Below are 15,332 nucleotides of genomic sequence, written 5' to 3'. Positions count from 1 at the left end.
CCTCACGGTCCGGGGCATCCGCCGTTTCGCATCGGTGGCGAGCGAATGTGGCTCGTCGCCCGCTCAGCGGAAGAGTGCGAGGTTGAGCTGTTCGGTCTGGGCGTAGGCCTGGCCGGCCTGCACGAGCGAGGCGTTGATGCCGGCGAGGCTCTCCTCCACCGTGCGGTACGTCGCTTGCCATCCATCGATGCTGCCCTGGAAAGCGAGGGCGGCCGAGCCCGTCCAGCTGGACTGCAGGTGCGTGAGCTGGGCGAGAAGCGTGGCCGCCTCGCCCTGCAGCCGGTCGATGGTGCCGCGCACGGCACCGGTGGCGGCGAGGATCTGGTCACTGTCGGCGGAGAACACGGCCATGGGAGGCTCCTTTCGTCTGGTGCCCCCACGCTAGGGCGCCGCGGCAGCGCGGCCGCTGACGGGACGACCACGCGGGGGAGAGCGCATGCGCACGCCCGACTGGGGAGGACGCGCGTCAGTCCGCGCGGCTGAGACGGGGGAGAGGTTGGGTCTCGATCAGCAGGTGCGCCGCGACATCCTGATGCACAGCGAGCGGCAGCGACACCCGGAATGTCGCGCCCCCGCCCGCGCTGTCGCTCACCTCGACCGAGCCGTGCAGCGCATCGACGATCGACGCGACGATCGACAGTCCGAGACCCGACCCGCCGGTCTCGCGCGCGCGGGAGGTGTCGGCCCGCCAGAACCGCTGGAAGATCTGCTCGCGGATCTGCTCGGGGATGCCCTCGCCGTGGTCGATGACCTCGATCCACCCGAGGCCGGCCGTCTCGTCGGTGCCCACCCGCAGTTCGATCGGCGAGTCAGGGGCGGAGAACCTCTGCGCGTTTCCGAGCAGGTTCGCCACGACCTGTCGCACGCGATTCTCCTCGCCCATCACGATCGGCGGCATCGCGTACACCGGCTCGGTCATCACCGCGAGCTCTCCCGTGCCGACGTCCTCGCCGGTGCGGGGTCGGCGGCGCAGGCGTGCCAGCGTTCCCGCGGCTCGGGTGCGAGCGAATGCCGCAGCCCGCCCGCGCCGCTTGGCGGCGGGAGTCTCCGGCTCGGGCGCCTCGCCCGGCGTCGGATGCGCGGCATCCGGGATCCGCGTGTGCGCCGCCGTCGTGTCGATCACCGTGACCGTGCGCTGGGGGGCCGACGCCCCGACGTCGAGCGCGGCGTCGCGAGCGATCGGGCGCAGGTCGAGTGGCACCACCTCGATGTCGCGGCGCTCGTCGAGCCGGGCGAGCGCGAGGAGATCCTCGACCATGGCGCCCATGCGCATGGCCTCCTTCTCGATGCGTTCCATCGCCTGCGCGGTCGATGCTCCCTCGGGGATCGCTCCCATGCGGTAGAGCTCCGCGTAGCCGCGCACGGTCACCAGCGGAGTGCGCAGCTCATGGCTCGCGTCGCCGATGAAGCGGCGCATCTGCCGCACCGTGGCGTCGCGCTGCGACAGCGACTCGTCGACTCGGCCGAGCATGGCGTTGAGCGCGCGTTTGAGACGCCCGACCTCCGTTGTCTCCGATTCGACGTCCGACATGCGCTGGCTGAAGTCGCCGGCGGCGATGAGCTCGGCCGTGCGCTCCACGGCGCCGAGGCTTCGGAAGGTGAGGGTCACGACCCAGCGCACCAGGAACGCGCTCGCGATCACGATGAAGATCGCGAGCAGGGAGAAGATGCCGAGGTAGGTCGCCACGACACGGTCGGTCGGAGCCAGCGGCATCACGACCATCTGCGTGTAGAAGGCGCTCGTGCCGGGCACCTGGGTGACCGAGACCGTCGCGTGGAAGTGCGTGTCGTCCTCGCCGGTCAGCTCGAAGACCGTCTCCTGCTGCGTGTAGGCGGTGTCGAGCGCGAAGGTCGCCGGGAAGTTCGGCTGCGGCGCGCCGGGCTCGCCGCCGGCGGTGATGAGCCGCTCGCCCGTGCCCGGGGCGTAGATGGCGACGAAGTAGTCGGTCGCGACGGCGCTCTTGTTGCGCTCGAAGGTCGCGGCGCCGTCATCCGTCGTGACCGTGATGAGCTGGTTGACGCCGGTGGGCCCGACGAGCTGCAGCAGGGTGGTGTCGAGGTTCGTGAGCAGCGTCGTGCGCAGGAACACCATCGTGCCGAAGCCGGCGGCGACGAGCCCGATGACGAGCACGGCGACGGTGACCCCGGTCACCTTTGCCCGCAGGCTGATGTTCCGCCACCAGGCGGTGAGCGGATCCCTCTTGGCGGCGCTCATCTGACGATCACGCCGCCGCGTGCGCAGCGCGCACCGGTCAGGCCGACTTGCCGGCCTTCAGCATGTAGCCGAAGCCGCGCTTGGTCTGGATGAGCGGCTCGCTGGCGTGCGGGTCGATCTTGCGGCGCAGGTAGGAGATGTAGCTCTCCACGATGCCGGCGTCGCCGTTGAAGTCGTACTCCCACACGTGATCGAGGATCTGGGCCTTCGAGAGCACGCGGTTGGGGTTGAGCATGAGGTAGCGCAGCAGCTTGAACTCGGTGGGGCTGAGCTCGATGGTGGCGTCGCCGACGAACACGTCGTGGGTGTCCTGGTCCATGGTGATCTCGCCGGCGCGGATGACCGACTCCTCGTCGGCCTGCATCGTACGGCGCAGGATCGCCTGGATGCGCGCGACGATCTCGTCGAGAGAGAACGGCTTCGTGACGTAGTCGTCGCCGCCGACGTTGAGGCCGGTGATCTTGTCCTCGGTGTCGTCCTTGGCGGTCAGGAACAGGATGGGGGCCGTGTAGCCGGCCTCGCGCAGGCGCTTGGTGACGCTGAAGCCGTTCATGTCGGGCAGCATCACGTCGAGCACGATGAGGTCGGGCTCCTCTTCGAGGACGGCCGAGATGGTCTGCGCCCCGTTGGCGACGGCCCGGACCTGGAAGCCCGCGAAGTTCAGGCTCGTGACCAGCAGATCGCGGATGTTGGGCTCATCGTCGACGACGAGGATGCGTGCAGCAGTCATGCCTTCATTATGGTGATCTGCGCCCGTGCGGGGGCTGAGACATCCGGAAACACGCCGATGCGCGCCCCGAACGTCTCAGGCCGCGATGCCGTGGGCGTCGAGGATCGTGTAGGCGTAGCCCTGCTCGGCGAGGAAGCGCTGACGGTTCTGGGCGAAGTCCTGGTCGACCGTGTCGCGCGCGATGAGCGTGTAGAAGCTCGCCGTGTGACCGCTGGTCTTCGGGCGCAGCAGGCGGCCGAGCCGTTGGGCCTCCTCCTGGCGGGAGCCGAACGACCCCGACACCTGGATGGCGACGGATGCCTCGGGCAGATCGACCGAGAAGTTGGCGACCTTCGAGACCACGAGGAGCGGGATGCGGCCTTCGCGGAAGTCGGCGTAGAGCCGTTCGCGCTCGTCGACAGGGGTCGCGCCGGTGATCTTCGGGGCGTCGAGCGCCTCGGCGAGGGTGTCGATCTGATCGAGGTACTGACCGATCACGAGGATCTGCTCGCCCACGTGCCGGTCGGCGAGGCGACGCACGACGTCGATCTTGGCGGGCGCGGTCGCCGCGAGACGGTAGCGCTCCTCATCGGCGGCCGCCGCGTACTCGAGCCGGTCGCCTGCCGGAAGGTCGACCCGCACCTCGTAGCAGGCGGCGGGGGAGATGAAGCCCTGCGACTCGATCTCCTTCCACGGCGCATCGAAGCGCTTGGGGCCGATGAGACTGAAGACGTCGCCCTCACGGCCGTCCTCGCGCACGAGGGTGGCGGTGAGGCCGAGGCGCTTACGGGCCTGCAGGTCGGCGGTGAGCTTGAAGACCGGGGCCGGCAGCAGGTGCACCTCGTCGTAGACGATGAGGCCCCAGTCGAGCGCATCGAGCAGGGACAGGTGGGCGTACTCGCCCTTCCGCTTCGCGGTGAGGATCTGATAGGTCGCGATCGTGATCGGCTTGACCTCCTTGACCTGCCCGGAGTACTCCCCGATCTCCTCGGCGGTGAGGGTCGTGCGCTTGAGAAGCTCGTCGCGCCACTGCCGGGCGCTGACGGCGTTCGTCACGAGGATGAGGGTCGTGGTCTTGGTCTCGGCCATCGCCGCCGCGCCGACGAGCGTCTTACCCGCGCCGCAGGGGAGCACCACGACGCCCGACCCGCCCTCGGCGAAGGTCGTGACGGCCTTGCGCTGGTAGGGGCGCAGATGCCACGGGCCCTCATCGAGGTCGATGGGATGCGGCGTGCCCGGCGTGTAGCCGGCGCGGTCCTCCGCGGGCCATCCGATCTTCAGCAGCTCCTGCTTGATGTGCCCACGCGCCCACGCGTCGATCACGTACGTGCCGGCGTCGGGGTGGGAGATCAGCAGCGGCTGGATGCGCTTGTTGCGGGCCACCTCGGTGAGCACCGCGGCATCCGTCGACCGCAGCACCAGGGCGTCCTCGTAGCCGGGCACGTCGTCACGCTCGATCACCAGGCGCCCGTAGCGCTCGACGGTCTCGCGGATGTCGGTGGACACCGACGGCGGAACCGGGAACCGCGACCAGCGGTCGAGGGTCGCGAGCATGTCGGATGCCGCGTGCCCCGCGGCGCGCGCGTTCCACAGCCCGAGGCGGGTGATGCGATAGGTGTGGATGTGCTCGGGTGCGCGTTCCAGCTCGGCGAACACCGCGAGCTCGTGCCGCGCGTCCTCCGCGGCGGGATGCGCCACTTCGAGGAGCACGGTGCGGTCGCTCTGCACGATGAGGGGGCCGTCTGACATAGCCGCTCAGTCTACCGCCCGGAGCAGGTGCGGCGGCTGCGTTCAGACGGGGCGAGCGCTGCGGATGCTCGAGACGGGAAGGGTGCGCTCGACGTCGACCGCGCGGTCACGGCCGCGCAGACGACCGCCGCCGAGGCCCGTCGCCTCGATCGTGAACGAGCGCAGGTCGCCACCCGGAAGCTCGACGGCGACCTCGATCGTCGCCCGTGTCTTGACGGCCTGTTCGAGCTCGCGCTCGAGCCACGCGGCATCCGCGTTCTCGCTGTGGGCGGCGCGCAGCCGGGCGATGAGGGGCGCGTAGCGCTCGGCCGGGGCGACGGCCGCGACCGGTGCCGGGCTCGCCGTGCGGCGCCGCAACCGCTCGACATCGCCGTCAGCGTCGATCGCGGCGGCGGAGTAGCGGGCGTCGACGAGGGTCCAGAAGACGGCGTCGCGCGAGACGCGGGACACGAGCCGGTCGCCGTCGCGCACGAGGCCGACGGGACGCACCGCCTGGTCGACGGCGATGGTGGCGAGCACCTGCGGGTCGTCGGCGGAGACGATCGTGTTCCCCGACACGGGGTCGATGCCCACGCGCGCGACCGTGCGGCGGTCGGCGGCCTCGTCGATCAGGTAGTCGAGCGGCTGCGGGATGCCGGTCAACGAGATGCCGGCGATGAATGCGCGGAGGCTGTCGGCCGTCTCGCCGGCGGCGACGGCGGCACGCAGCGTCTCGGCGCTGAACCGGTAGGTCGAGGCCTGCGCGCGCGTCTCGCGGTGGGCCATGGCGCGCAGGCGCAGCTCGACGGCCGGCACCAGCGTGCCGGGCGCGATCACCGACAGATCGGCTTGCACATAGACCCGGTCGATCTCCGGGGCGAGATGCTGGGCGAGTGCGGCGACGTCGGCGAGAGCGCCGGCGCGCAGCGGCGCGGCCCACGCGGGCTCCGAGCCGTCGGCGGCGATCAGCCCCCATCGGGTGGCCTGCGAGACGAGGGACGCCGCGGCGGCGGGCCAGGCGGTGTCGCGCGGGTAGGCACCCGGCCACACCGTGGATGCCGCGTATCCGCCGTCGGGTGAGCGGATGCCGCGGGGCAGGGACCGCGCGAACGCCTCCGCCACGCGCCGCCACCGGTCGACGGCGCCGAGCTCGAGCCATTCGGCGCCGTCGGGGGTCGCGAGCCATTCGCGGTCGACGGCCGTGAGGAGACCGGCCGTCGCGCCGAGCGCGACCAGGTCGTCGAGCTCGGCGGCGTCGGTGATCGCGCCCGCCTCGATGAGTCGCTTTCGCTCCGTCGCTGTGACAGCCCCCGTCGCCGTGCGGGCCAAGGGGTTCGACGAGGACCAGACGACGAGGTCGGCGAGGGCGGCTGCGGAGGTCATCGCCTGCTCGGCCGCCGTGCCCGTCGCCAGGGCGCTGCTCGGCGGCGGTGCGTCCGTGAGGGAGAAGGGGGCGGCATCCGTCGCCTCGGCGGCCTTGGCCGCCACGGAGGAGAGCGGGGCGCCGTCGGCGTCGAGAAGGGCCAGCTCCCGCAGGCGCGGTGAGGCGGTGGTCGGCAGTGGGGAGGTGCCCGCCGCGTGGAGGTCGTGCAGTTCGGCACGGGTGAGGGCGGCGAGGGTGCGGGTCACGGCGGCGTCGTCGAGGAGGGTGTCGGCGAGGTCGAAGAAGTCGTCCCAGGACCCCGCGGCAGGCAGCTGCCGGGCGTCGAGCACAACGACCAGCTGGGCATCGGTCAGCTCTGCGAGGGCGCTCGCGAGCGCGCGTTCGTCAGAGGACCGAGGCACGGGTCACTTCCCCCGGTTGGCCCGAGCCCTCCGCACGAACGACATGATGATGACGACCATCATCAGCACGAAGGCGATCGGCAGCCCGATGAGGGGGAGGACCGCGACGACCGGCCATGCGCCCGTCAGGAAATCGGCCTGGTGCATGCCGAGCCACGTGCCGATGATCACGGCGAAGAAGCACAGGATCGACAGCACAAGGATGCCGAGCGACATGAACACAAGGACCCGGTCGATCCTGCGGACGGGGACGTCGTTCCCCTGAGTGCGATTGCTCATCGGCATCAGCCTAATGGGTACGCGTGGCCTAGGCTGAGGGGATGGCGCACCGCGCCAGCACACGTTCCCACCCCGCCCTGCGGGGCCGATTCAGCGAGGTTCTCCCATGCCCACCGGCAAGGTCAGGTTCTACGACGAGGAGAAGGGCTTCGGCTTCATCCAGACCGACGACGGTCAGGACGTCTTCCTCCACGCCACGGCGCTGCCGGCGGGTTCCGCGGCGCCCAAGACCGGCACCCGTGTCGAGTTCGGCGTCGCCGACGGCAAGCGCGGACCGCAGGCACTGTCGGTGCGTGTGCTCGAGGCTCCCGTGAGCCTCGCCAAGCGCTCGCGCAAGAACGCCGACGACATGGCGGTCATCGTCGAGGACCTCGTGAAGCTGCTCGACGGCATCGGCGCCGATCTGCGTCACGGCCGCTATCCGAGCGGCTCGCACGGCAAGAAGGTCGCCGCCGTGCTGCGCAAGGTCGCGGACGACCTCGATGCCTGACATCGAGGGCGTCGACGATCGGGATGCCCCGATCCCGACCGATGCGGTGGTCGAGCCGACCGGCGCGGCCGAGCCTGAGCTCGCGGCCGAGCCTGAGCTCGCGGCCGAGCCTGATGTCGCGGTCGAGCCGGAGCACGGTGCCGAGATGGCCGCGGAGCCGGACGTCGACCCCGATCCCGAACTGCTGAACAGCGTCGAGTTGGCCCGCGCCGCGCTCGCCGAGATCACCCCGGCCGCGAACATCGGCGAGCCTGCGGGATATCGTGCGGAGCCCGGCGGCGTGATCACACTGCTGTTCACGACGACGCAGCCGGGCTATCCGGGCTGGTTCTGGAATGTGTCCCTCGCCCGCGTCGCCGACACCGAGCCGACCGTGCTCGAAGTCGAGCTGCTTCCGGGCGATGACGCGCTGCTGGCGCCCGACTGGGTGCCGTGGGCGGTGCGCCTCGCCGAGTACAAGGAGCAGCAGGCGCAGCTCGCCGCGGCATCCGATGCCGACGAGCTCGACGAGGCCGATGGCGATGCCGACCTCGACGACGACCTGGATGATGACGACGACCTCGATGAGGACGCGGACGACGACGATGAGGACGACGACTTCGACGCCGACGAGTCGTTGCTGCACGCCGGCGACGTCGACGGCGTGGACATCGACGAGGACGATCTCGACACCGACGACCTCGACGGCGGCGACGACCTCGAGGGCGACGACGACACCGACGAGCTCGACGACCATCTCGACGACGACGACGACGCGGATGACGCCGACGACCGGGATGACCACGCCGATGCGGCGACGTCCGCCGACGAGGGCCGCGACTAGAACGAGCTGACCCGCGGCGCGAGCGTCGCGAGTAGCCTGCGAGCATGCGGCGCACCGATCGCGCGAGCCTGCTCGTGCATGTCTCCCCGGCCGAGGCGTTCCGGGCGCTCATCGACCCCGATGCACTGCTCACCTGGCTGCCGCCGGCCGGAATGCGCGGCCGGTTCGAGCGCTTCGATCTGCGCGCCGGCGGCGGCTACCGGCTCGTGCTGACCTACGACGATCCGTCCGGCGCGCCGGGCAAGACGACGGCGGATGCCGACGTGAGCGATGTGCGCATCATCGAGGTCGTGCCCGGCGAGCGGATCGTGCAGGCGGTCACCTTCGTCGGAGACGACACGGGGATCGCCGGCGTCATGACCATGGAATGGCGCGTTCGGGACACTCCCGAGGGCGCCGAGGTCACGATCGAGGCGCGCGACGTGCCGCCCGGCATCCGCGCGCGCGACCATGCGACGGGGATTACCTCGTCGCTGGCCAACCTCGCCGCCCACCTCGAACCCTGACGTGCCGTCGGGGCACGCCCCGGCTCAGAGGTGCTCGAGCGTGTAGTCGATGCTGCGGATCAACTGGCGCACGTCGTCCGGCTCGATCGAGACGAACGTCGCGATGCGCAGCTGGTTGCGGCCGAGCTTGCGGTAGGGCTCGGTGTCGACGATGCCGTTGTGGCGCAGGCTGTCGGAGATCGCCGCGGCATCCACCCCCTCGACGAAGTCGATCGTCGCCACCACCGGCGAGCGGTCGGCGGGGTTCACGACGAACGGGGTTGCGACCTCGGATGCCTCGGCCCAGTCGTAGAGCGCCTGCGACGACTCGTGGGTGCGGGCGTCGGCCCACTGCAGCCCGCCGTTCTCGAGGATCCACTCCAGCTGGGATTCCAGCAGCAGCAGAGTCGAGACCGCGGGGGTGTTGAGCGTCTGCTGCAGGCGCGAGTTGTCGAGTGCGTTCTTCAGGCTCAGGAACTCCGGGATGTAGCGGCCCGAGGCGGCGATGCGCTCGATGCGCTCGATCGCGGCGGGCGAGACCGCCGCGTACCAGAGCCCACCGTCGGAGCCGAGGTTCTTCTGCGGCGCGAAGTAGTAGACGTCTGCTTCGGCGACGGAGAAGTCGATGCCGCCCGCGGCGCTCGTCGCGTCGATGACGGTGAGCGCGCCCTCGTCGCCGTGCACACGACGGATCTCGGTGGCGACGCCCGTGGAGGTCTCATTGTGCGGCCACGCGTAGACGTCGACGCCCGTGACCGCCTCGGCGACGAGCGACGTGCCGGGCTCCGCCTTGCGCACATCGGGCGCCTCGAGCCACGGTGCCGCGGCGGCGCTCGCGAACTTGCCGCCGAACTCGCCGAACACGAGGTTCTGCGCCCGGCGCTCGATCAGACCGAATGCCGCGGCATCCCAGAAGGCGGTCGATCCGCCGTTGCCGAGGATGATCTCGTAGCCGGCGGGCAGGCGCAGCAGCTCCGCAAGGCGGGCGCGCGTGCTGCCGACGAGGTTCTTCACCGGCGACTTGCGGTGCGAGGTGCCGAGGATGCTCGCACCGGGGCCCACGAGGTGCTCGAGCTGGGCGGCGCGGATCTTCGACGGCCCGCAGCCGAAGCGTCCGTCGGTGGGCAGGATCTCGCGGGGCAGCACGACATGGGGCATGACACCGATCCTAAAGGCGCGACGGATGCCGCGACGCCCCCATGACGCACGCGATCGCCCCACCGCGCGGCCCGGTGTCGGCGGGGATTGGATAGGGTTTCCTCATTCCCTTCTTGCGCCCCGAGGACTCCGCATGACCGATCTCATCGACACCACCGAGATGTATCTGCGCACGATCCTCGAGCTCGAGGAGGAGAACATCATCCCGCTGCGTGCCCGCATCTCGGAGCGGCTCGGGCACTCCGGACCCACGGTCTCGCAGACGGTCGGGCGCATGGAGCGCGACGGCCTCGTCGTCGTCGCCGACGACCGGTCGCTCGAGCTCACCGGCGCGGGGCGCCAGAAGGCCGTCGACGTGATGCGCAAGCACCGTCTCGCCGAACGCCTCCTCTCCGACGTGATCGGCCTCGACTGGGCCTATGTGCACGAAGAGGCCTGCCGCTGGGAGCACGTGATGAGCGAGCAGGTCGAGCGTCGACTGGTGCAGCTGCTCGGTCACCCCACCGAGTCGCCCTACGGCAACCCGATCCCCGGCCTCGATCAGCTCGGCGACAGCCCGGCGACCACGTTCGAGCAGGGTGTGGTCGGACTCGTGCGCCGCCTCGGCGACAGCGACGAGCCCGTCACCGGCACCGTGCGCCGACTCGCCGAGCCCGCCCAGGTCGACCCCGAGCTGCTGCAGCAGTTGCGCGGCGCGGGCGTCGTGCCCGGAGCATCCGGCACCTATCGCTACAGCGAGGGCTACGTGCTCGTGCAGATGGACGGCTCCGACGAGGGGCTGGAGCTGCCGATCGAGGTCGCCGCGCACATCTTCCTCGTCGACGACCGCGCCTGATCGTCGGCGCCCGGGGGCGCCGACGCCGCGGGTCGGGATGCCGCGGCATCCGCACGCGCCGTCAGATCGACGTGACATGTTCGTTACCGTCGGGTAGCCTGTCACAGTCCACAGGCGACAATCCCGCCGACGGACCCGGAGTGAATCGCCCCATCGGCTCGTCCTTCCCTCCGCGACCCGCACCACGTGCCCGAAACACACAGTGCCGACGAGCCGGGCGCACGCCGCCAGGGGCGCCGGAGGATTGAGTGACCGATAACGAGATTTCGCCTACCCCCGAGAGCGGTGAGACCGCGACGGCCCCCGCCACGAGGCGCAGCACCCGAGAGGGCGCACGTCTTGCCGCAGAGGCGGCCAAGGGAAAGGTGAAGCAGGTGGCGAGCGCCGTGCGCCCCACTTCCAGCGCTCCCCGCCGCAAGGGCGCGGCCGGCCCCGTGCGCAGCGTCGTCATCCTGACGATGGTCGGCGGTCTGGTCGCGACCGTCGCCCTCCCCGCCTACGGCGCGTTCTCCTCGGGCGATGGAACCCAGACCGTGCAGCAGCTCGCCGCCGAGAACGCCCAGTCGCTCGTGATCGCCTCGGATGCCTCGCAGTCGAGCATCACGCGTGACAGCTACTCGGCCACGACCGCCGATGAGCTCGCGAAGAAGAAGGCCGCCGAGGCGGCCGCTGCCCGCGCGAAGTCGGCGAGCGTCGTCAGCCGCGTCGCGTCGGTCAACCTGAGCCTCGTCGCCCCCGGCAGCGGGATCGTGCGCTGGCCGGTCGACATGGCGGGCACCAGGGTCGGCGACGGCTTCCTCTCGCGCGGCGGCACCCACATGGGCGTCGACCTGCTCAACGCCCAGGGCACCCCGATCTTCGCCGCCGCCGCAGGAACCGTGCGCGTCGCGGCCGCGGGCAACTACTACTACGGCTACGGACACGCGATCGTCATCGACAGCGTGATCAACGGCCAGCAGGTCAGCACCCTCTACGGCCACCTCGAGGACGGCGGCGTGCTCGTGCAGCCCGGCCAGCAGGTGCAGGTGGGACAGATCATCGGCCTCATGGGCTCCACCGGGCAGTCGACCGCCAACCACCTCCACTTCGAGGTGAAGATCAACGGCAACTACGTCGACCCGTACGCCTGGCTGCAGCAGAACGCGGGCTGAGCGAGGCATCCGCTCTCTCGTTCCCCGACACGCAACCTCGTGTTCAGGGCCGTTGTGCGCCCGGGCGTGTCGTGGTGGGTTATTCTCTGACTCGACGCCGAGAGAGATTCGGAGGAAGCCGATGGGCTGCATACCTCGCATCCGCACCACGGACGCGCTCGGTCTGCTCGTCCTTCGGCATCATGTGAGCGGATGCCACGGGGTCGCCGTGCGTCCAAGGCGCTGTCTGTGAGACAGCGCCTTTTTCATGCCCTGAAGACTCTCCCTCGCGTCACGAATCGAATATCCGCGAAGCCGTCCCGGCGATTCGAGAGGACACGAGATATGCGCACCCTGGTGCTGAACGCCGGCTATGAGCCATTGGCCGTGGTCTCCTTCAAACGAGCCCTCGTGCTCGTGATGAACGAGAAGGCCACGGTCGTCGAACGCGTCGAAGGAGACCCCGTCGTGGGGCTGCGCGGCGCGTGCGACAGACCCGCCGTGATCATCCTGAGCCGCTATGTGCGCGTGCCCGGCGCGCGCCGGGTGCCGGTCACCCGCCGAGGCGTGCTGCGTCGCGACGGCAACCGCTGCGCCTACTGCGGGAAGGCGGCGTCGACGATCGATCACGTGCAGCCGCGGTCGCGCGGGGGCAAGGACACGTGGGAGAACCTCGTGGCCTGCTGCCTGCGGTGCAACAACGTGAAGGGCGACCGCACGCCGCAGGAGATGGCGTGGACGCTGCGCATGGAGCCGGGCGCCCCGCGCGGCGCGCAGTGGACCGTGCGCGGCACCGAGCGGGCCGATCCGCGGTGGGAGCCGTACCTGGCGCTCGCCGCGTAGCCCCGCACGGGCGGGTGCGGCCACCGGGGGTGGCCGCGTCGTCCCGCGCGCTCGGGTCAGCGTGCGCTCGGGTCAGCGTGCCGGGGGAGCGCCCGGGGTGGTCGGATCGTCGCCGCCGAGCGCGGCGAGCCAGTGCGTGAGGGCGGACTCGAGGGCCGCGGCATCCGTGTCGCTCAGCAGCTGCACGAGGCGGCGCTCGTTGTGCATGTGGTCGGTGAAGGCGGCGTTGATGAGGGCGACGCCCGCGGGGGTCAGGCGCACGAGGCGGCGGCGGGCGTCGGTGGCGGAGCCGGTGCGGGCGACGAGGCCGCGCTGCACGAGCCGGTCGACGCGCTTGGTGAGTCCGCCGGTGGTGACCATGGTGTGGGCGGCGAGCTCTCCGGCGGGCAGCTCGTAGGGGGCGCCGATGCGGCGCAGGCTCGCGAGCAGGTCGAACTCGGCCTCGGTGAGGCTGTGGGCGGCGTAGACCGGCACGAGCTCGGCGGTGAGGGCGAGCGCGAGGCGATGCAGGCGTCCGATGACTCCCTGTGGCGACGGGTCGAGATCGGGTCGCTCGCGCCGCCAGTCGGCCTGGATCTGCGCGACGCGGTCGGGGGCGGCATCCATGACGCGACCTTATCTTCCATGGAAGGGGAACGTCGAGATCGCGGTAGATTATCTTCCGTGGAAGATAAAAGATGGCGCTGGATCCTCCTGACCGCGATCGCGCCCATCGCCTGGGGGAGCACCTACGTCGTCACCCGGCATCTGCTGCCGCCCGACATCCCGCTCTGGGGCGGGGTGATCCGATGCCTCCCCGCCGGCCTCGTCGTGCTCGCGTTCGTGCGGGTGCTGCCGCGCGGCTCGTGGTGGTGGCGCTCGCTCGTGCTCGGCACCCTGACCGTCGGCGGCCTGAACGTGCTCGTCTACATCGTCGGCCAACGGCTCCCCTCGAGCCTCGCTGCGACCCTGATGTCGACGTCGGCCGCCTTCATGATCCTGCTGTCGTGGATGCTGCGGGGCCAGCGCCCCCGGGTGATCGCCGTCGTCGGCGCCCTCGTCGGCATCGTCGGCGTCGTGATCATGCTCGGGCCGGGCGGCGGCCCGGTCGACCCCTGGGGTGTGGTCGCCTCGATCGGGGCGATGCTCTCGTCGACCCTCGGATTCGTGCTGACCGCGAAATGGGGTGCGGGGGTGCCGCCGGTCACGATGACCGCCTGGCAGCTCGTGGCGGGATCCATCGTCGTGCTGCCGTTCGCGATCCTCGTCGAGGGGGCGCCGCCGGTGCTCGACCCGCCCGCCATCGCGGGCTTCGCCTACGTCATCGTGGTGGCCACCGTGCTCGCGTACGCCGCCTGGTTCACGGGGCTCGCCCGCCTGCCCGGCAGCGTCGTCGGGGTCGTGGGACTGCTCAACCCGGTGACCGGGGTCGTGCTCGGGGTGGCGCTCGCCGGCGAGGCCTTCGGCCTCGCGCAGATCGCCGGTCTCGTGCTCGTGCTGGGCGGGGTCGTGATGGGGTCGCTCCCGCCGAGACGCCGTCGTGTCCCGGCTCTGACGTAGGGTCGAGCCGCCCACGTCGGGGTCTCCTCGGGGCGCGACGCGGTGGGGCGAGCGGATGTCGGTGGTCGCTCATATCTTCGAAAACGACGTTGAAGGAATGGAACATACGTTCTAATCTGTCGGAGTGAAGGTCATCGTGCGAGAAGACGCCGCCGCCGAGGTGCTGCGGCTCCGCGCGCAACTCGACCGCATGCAGGGTCGCTCGCTCGACGCCCCGATCCTGCCCACGCATTCCGCCCTCGCCGGGCTCCTGCCCGGCGGCGGACTCCGTGCCGGCGCAGCCTATGCGCTCGGCCCCTCCACCTCACTCCTGCTCTCCCTGCTGGCCGCGCCCTCGCGGACGGGGTCATGGTGCGCGGTGGTGGGGGTTCCCGAATTGGGGGCGGAGGCGGCATCCGATCTCGGCGTCGACCTGTCGCGACTCGTGCTCGTGCCCGACCCGGGGCCGCGCTGGCTCGCCGTCGTGGCAACCCTCGCCGACGTGCTGCCGGTCGTCGCGGTGCGCCCTGCCGGGAGGGTGTCCGACGCCGACGCGTCGCGGTTCGGCGCCCGGCTGCGCGAACGCAACGCGGTGCTGCTCGTGCAGGGGGTGTGGCCGCAGGCCGCGGCATCCATCGGTCTCGAATCCCCCGAGTGGAGCGGGCTGGGTGCCGGTGACGGCTATCTGCGCTCGCGTGCGCTCACCGTGTCGGTGCAGACCCGGCAGGCGGGCGTGCCGCGGCGGGCACGACTGTTGCTGCCCGACCCCGCCGGCGCGCTCGCCGGCATCGCGCCCGAACGGGCGGTGGCCGCACCCGACGGGGTGGTCGCAGAGCGGGAGCCGGCGGCGGTGCCGCTGCTGCGGGCGGTGGGATGATGGCGGCCCCCGCGCGCAGCCTCGTCCTGTGGGTCCCCGACTGGCCCGTCGCCGCGCTCGCCCGCGAGGAGGGCACTCCGCCCGGGGAGGAAGGGGCCGTCGCGATCGTCGCCGGCAACCTCGTCGTCGCCTGCTCGGCGGCGGCCCGCGCCGACGGGGTGCGTCGGGGGATGAAACGGCGCGACGCCCAGGCGCGGTGCCCCGCGCTGCGGGTGGTCGCCGCCGACGACGCCCGCGACAACCGGCTGTTCCTGCCCCTCGTGAGCCGCGTCGAACAGCTCGCCCCCGGAGTGCAGATCGTGCGGGCGGGGCTGTGCGCGCTGCGCGCCCGGGGCCCCGCACGCTACTACGAAGGCGAGGAACGGGCCGCGCAGGTGCTGCGCGCGGCCCTCGGTGAGGTGGGCGTCGCCGACGTGCGCGCCGGGGGCGCCGACGGTCCCTTCACCGCTGAGCGGGC

Annotated in this window: 17 protein-coding genes; 9 read left to right on the top strand and 8 right to left on the bottom strand. The window is 71.3% G+C overall.

Annotated features, from left to right (window positions below; translation table 11 throughout):
- Positions 1 to 63: 63 nt before the first annotated feature.
- From ABT08_RS08905 to ABT08_RS08880, 6 genes are all read right to left on the bottom strand, one after another.
- Positions 64 to 351, bottom strand: a complete 288-nt coding sequence (locus tag ABT08_RS08905; RefSeq protein ID WP_056210245.1) for a WXG100 family type VII secretion target — start codon at positions 349 to 351, stop codon at positions 64 to 66.
- A 115-nt stretch (positions 352 to 466) separates the two neighbouring features.
- On the bottom strand, positions 467 to 2,215 hold the full coding sequence (locus tag ABT08_RS08900) for a sensor histidine kinase (protein WP_288114727.1): 1,749 nt from the start codon (positions 2,213 to 2,215) through the stop codon (positions 467 to 469).
- 37 nt (positions 2,216 to 2,252) lie between these two features.
- Positions 2,253 to 2,945, bottom strand: a complete 693-nt coding sequence (locus ABT08_RS08895) for a response regulator transcription factor (RefSeq protein WP_045246736.1) — start codon at positions 2,943 to 2,945, stop codon at positions 2,253 to 2,255.
- A gap of 75 nt (positions 2,946 to 3,020) precedes the next feature.
- Positions 3,021 to 4,673, bottom strand: coding sequence for a DNA repair helicase XPB (locus tag ABT08_RS08890; RefSeq protein WP_056210242.1), 1,653 nt, complete (start codon positions 4,671 to 4,673; stop codon positions 3,021 to 3,023).
- A 42-nt stretch (positions 4,674 to 4,715) separates the two neighbouring features.
- Positions 4,716 to 6,437: a helicase-associated domain-containing protein gene (locus ABT08_RS08885; RefSeq protein WP_288114725.1), complete on the bottom strand. Its 1,722-nt coding sequence runs from the start codon at positions 6,435 to 6,437 to the stop codon at positions 4,716 to 4,718.
- Positions 6,438 to 6,440: 3 nt separating this feature from the next.
- Positions 6,441 to 6,716, bottom strand: a complete 276-nt coding sequence (locus tag ABT08_RS08880; protein ID WP_045246733.1) for a hypothetical protein — start codon at positions 6,714 to 6,716, stop codon at positions 6,441 to 6,443.
- Between the two features lie 106 nt (positions 6,717 to 6,822).
- On the opposite strand from ABT08_RS08880, the gene ABT08_RS08875 reads away from it, so the two are divergent.
- The 3 genes from ABT08_RS08875 to ABT08_RS08865 are packed head-to-tail and all read left to right on the top strand — an operon-like array spanning position 6,823 to position 8,535.
- Positions 6,823 to 7,206 (top strand): cold-shock protein, encoded by a 384-nt coding sequence (locus tag ABT08_RS08875; protein ID WP_045246732.1) that lies wholly within the window; start codon positions 6,823 to 6,825, stop codon positions 7,204 to 7,206.
- On the top strand, positions 7,199 to 8,029 hold the full coding sequence (locus tag ABT08_RS08870; RefSeq protein WP_353743285.1) for a DUF3027 domain-containing protein: 831 nt from the start codon (positions 7,199 to 7,201) through the stop codon (positions 8,027 to 8,029). The genes ABT08_RS08875 and ABT08_RS08870 overlap by 8 nt, the downstream gene beginning before the upstream one ends.
- 44 nt (positions 8,030 to 8,073) lie before the next feature.
- Complete coding sequence (locus tag ABT08_RS08865; RefSeq protein WP_045246731.1) at positions 8,074 to 8,535, top strand: SRPBCC domain-containing protein; 462 nt, start codon at positions 8,074 to 8,076, stop codon at positions 8,533 to 8,535.
- A 24-nt stretch (positions 8,536 to 8,559) separates the two neighbouring features.
- On the opposite strand, the gene serC is transcribed toward ABT08_RS08865, so the two are convergent.
- On the bottom strand, positions 8,560 to 9,672 hold the full coding sequence (gene serC, locus ABT08_RS08860) for a phosphoserine transaminase (protein ID WP_288114724.1): 1,113 nt from the start codon (positions 9,670 to 9,672) through the stop codon (positions 8,560 to 8,562).
- A gap of 133 nt (positions 9,673 to 9,805) precedes the next feature.
- Here serC and ABT08_RS08855 point away from each other — a divergent pair, with 133 nt between their 5' ends.
- From ABT08_RS08855 to ABT08_RS08845, 3 genes are all read left to right on the top strand, one after another.
- Entirely contained in the window at positions 9,806 to 10,507 is a 702-nt protein-coding gene (locus tag ABT08_RS08855) for an iron-dependent transcriptional repressor DtxR (protein ID WP_045246729.1), read from the top strand.
- A gap of 248 nt (positions 10,508 to 10,755) precedes the next feature.
- Entirely contained in the window at positions 10,756 to 11,658 is a 903-nt protein-coding gene (locus ABT08_RS08850; RefSeq protein WP_235557421.1) for a M23 family metallopeptidase, read from the top strand.
- 324 nt (positions 11,659 to 11,982) lie between these two features.
- The gene (locus ABT08_RS08845) at positions 11,983 to 12,480 is read left to right on the top strand and encodes an HNH endonuclease (RefSeq protein ID WP_045246728.1); all 498 of its coding nucleotides are present in this window, start codon (positions 11,983 to 11,985) and stop codon (positions 12,478 to 12,480) included.
- 72 nt (positions 12,481 to 12,552) lie between these two features.
- On the opposite strand, the gene ABT08_RS08840 is transcribed toward ABT08_RS08845, so the two are convergent.
- Positions 12,553 to 13,086, bottom strand: coding sequence for a MarR family winged helix-turn-helix transcriptional regulator (locus ABT08_RS08840; RefSeq protein ID WP_288114722.1), 534 nt, complete (start codon positions 13,084 to 13,086; stop codon positions 12,553 to 12,555).
- A gap of 57 nt (positions 13,087 to 13,143) precedes the next feature.
- Here ABT08_RS08840 and ABT08_RS08835 point away from each other — a divergent pair, with 57 nt between their 5' ends.
- From ABT08_RS08835 to ABT08_RS08825, 3 genes are all read left to right on the top strand, one after another.
- The gene (locus ABT08_RS08835; protein ID WP_235557420.1) at positions 13,144 to 14,019 is read left to right on the top strand and encodes a DMT family transporter; all 876 of its coding nucleotides are present in this window, start codon (positions 13,144 to 13,146) and stop codon (positions 14,017 to 14,019) included.
- A gap of 124 nt (positions 14,020 to 14,143) precedes the next feature.
- Positions 14,144 to 14,875: a DnaE2-dependent mutagenesis accessory factor ImuA' gene (gene imuA' / locus ABT08_RS08830; RefSeq protein ID WP_288114721.1), complete on the top strand. Its 732-nt coding sequence runs from the start codon at positions 14,144 to 14,146 to the stop codon at positions 14,873 to 14,875.
- Positions 14,872 to 15,332: Y-family DNA polymerase (locus tag ABT08_RS08825; protein WP_502685882.1), on the top strand; the 461-nt coding region annotated here is incomplete at its 3' end. The genes imuA' and ABT08_RS08825, both read left to right, overlap by 4 nt.

Source organism: Microbacterium sp. SCN 71-21, assembly GCF_001725695.1.
GTDB classification, from domain to species: Bacteria; Actinomycetota; Actinomycetes; order Actinomycetales; family Microbacteriaceae; genus Microbacterium; species Microbacterium ginsengisoli.
The sequence above is the reverse complement of the archived record's forward strand: the minus strand, read 5'-3'. Positions and strand labels throughout refer to the sequence as shown.